Source organism: Klebsiella sp. MS 92-3 (genome assembly GCF_000195655.1).
GTDB lineage: Bacteria > Pseudomonadota > Gammaproteobacteria > Enterobacterales > Enterobacteriaceae > Klebsiella > Klebsiella pneumoniae.
Genome location: NZ_GL882802.1, coordinates 32,702 through 34,857, shown reverse-complemented (window position 1 = coordinate 34,857; position 2,156 = coordinate 32,702). Strand labels below are relative to the sequence as shown.

3 protein-coding genes are annotated in these 2,156 nt (G+C 62.7%); all 3 read right to left on the bottom strand.

What is annotated here, in order from left to right:
• On the bottom strand, positions 1–394 hold a 394-nt coding region (locus HMPREF9538_RS29810; RefSeq protein WP_009484968.1), incomplete at its 3' end, for an iron-containing alcohol dehydrogenase.
• A gap of 213 nt (positions 395–607) precedes the next feature.
• A complete protein-coding gene (locus HMPREF9538_RS15240; RefSeq protein WP_002882873.1) occupies positions 608–1,612 on the bottom strand; it encodes an ABC transporter permease in 1,005 nt (334 codons plus the stop codon).
• On the bottom strand, positions 1,609–2,156 hold a 548-nt coding region (locus HMPREF9538_RS15245), incomplete at its 5' end, for an ABC transporter permease (RefSeq protein WP_009484967.1). The genes HMPREF9538_RS15245 and HMPREF9538_RS15240, both read right to left, overlap by 4 nt.

Here is a 2,156-nt window from a genome sequence, read left to right as displayed (position 1 = left end):
GCGCCACGCCAGCGTTTTTCACTTTGCCGACGCCGGAGTAGGCGGTGGAGGGGCCTGGGTTTGCGGTGAGGATTTTTATCGCTTTGGCGGTATCAATCGGGCTACCGCCGCCGAAGGCGATCAGGTAATCGCAGCGGGCCGCCTGGTAAGCCGCATAGCCTTGCTGCACCAGCGCTTCGGTGGGGTTGGGGAATACCTCGTCAAATAGCTGATAAGCCATCTGCTGTTCATCCAGCGCGGCGAACAGGCTGTCCAGCAGGCCCAGCTTCACCAGCTGACCGTCGGTGACGATCAGCGCCTTGCCCCACTGTTTGCCCGCTACCAGCTTGACCATATCACCGATCGCGCCTGCGCCGTGGAGGCTGATTTTAGGTAGTGCCAACATAAAACTCATGATAATTCTCCTTAATGTTGATTTTGGGAAATCCGTTTCCCCTAGTTGAAATTCCGAAAAAATAACAGGAAGGGCCCCCCCCCCCCCCCCGCGGGGGGGGGGGGTGTTGTGGGGGCGGTCACAGAACGAAAAAAAACCCCCCCCCCCCCCCCGCGGGGGGGGGGGGTCCCCCCCCCCCCCCCCGGGGGGGGGGGGGCCAGGGTGAGGGGGAAATTAACATCGTCTTCGCTGCATCATCCGCCGGGTAATAATCGGCAGGGAGATCACCACGATCAGCATGGCGCCGATAATCACCGACATCACGATGCCGGGGACGTTCAGCAGGCTCAGGCCGAAGGTCACCAGCCCCATCAGAAAGGCGGCGATGATCACCCCGGGCATGCTGCCGGAGCCGCCGAGAATATTGACGCCGCCGAGCACCGCCATGGTGACAACCGCCAGCTCCCAGCCCATCGCCAGGGTGGGGCGGGTACTGCCGAGCCGTGAGGTCAGCAGGACCGCCGCCAGCCCGGCCATCAGCCCAACCAGCGCGAACAGCACCAGGTTATGACGCTTAACGTTGATCCCAGAGAACCAGGCGCCGGTCGGGTTATTGCCGATGGCGTAGGTCCTGCGACCAAAGTTGGTTTTATGCAGCAGGAAGGTGAAGGCGGCCGCGAGGAGGATAAACAGCGCAAACTCAAAAGAGAGCGCCCCCCACACGTACCCCTGGCCGAACCAGGCAAAGCTCTCCGGATAGTGATTGAGTGCCTGATCGCCCAACAGGATATAGGTGATGCCGCGATACAGGCTCATGGTGCCGATGGTGATCACAATGGACGACAGGTTAAAGCGGGTCACCAGCAAGCCGTTGAACAGGCCGCACAGCAGACCTACGCCCAGGCCGATGACCACCAGCAGCGGAGTGTCCATCCCCGCTGCCGCGCAGAAGCCCATCACCGTTGAGCTGAGCGCCATCGTCGAGGCTACCGACAGATCGATTTCCCGGGCGATAATCAGCATCGCCATCGGCAGGACGACGATCGCCTTCTCGGTAAAGGTAAAGGTGGCGTCCGACAGGTTCCAGATATTGAGGAAGTACGGGGAAGCCACGGCGTTGCCGATAAATACCGCCAGGGTGACCGCCAGTAAAAACCCTTCCCAGCACAGCAGGCGGCGCAGCGGCGACGGCGCGGCCGGGGCGTTTTTCATCTCTTCAGATACCATCATTTTGCTCATGATTTCACCGCCTGTTTCTGTCGGGCTAACGCCGCGTTGCGCAGGATTAACCGCCCGTGACCGCGATTGCCGCGCTCGTTGAGCAGCCCCGCCATGACGATCACCGCCCCGGAAATCGCCATTTGCCAGAAGGGCGAGATGCCGATCACCGGCAGGGCGTTATTGATGACCCCGAGGAACAGCGCGCCGCACAGGCAGCCCAGCACCCGTCCGCTTCCGCCCATGGTGCTGATACCGCCGATCACGCAGGCGGCGACCACCTGGAGTTCAAAACCGTTGGCGACGTCGACATAGGCGACGGCGAAGCGCGAGATCCACAGATAGCCGCAGAAGCCGGCCAGCGCGCCGGAGAGACAGAAGCTGACGAACTGCATTTTCCCGGCGTTAATGCCGGTGTAGTATGCCGCCGTCGCATTGCCGCCCGCGGTGTATAAGGCCCGGCCGGTGCGGCTGTAGCGCAGGAAATAACCCACCAGCAGCAGCGCGGCGATGGCGCACCAGCTCAGTAGCGGCAGCCCCCCGGGGGGGGGGGGGGGGGGGGCGG

What these genes read in the sequence shown, in the direction of transcription:
- HMPREF9538_RS15240 (WP_002882873.1), bottom strand. Translation starts at nt 1,612, where the DNA reads ATGAGCAAAATGATGGTATCTGAAGAGATGAAAAACGCCCCGGCCGCG.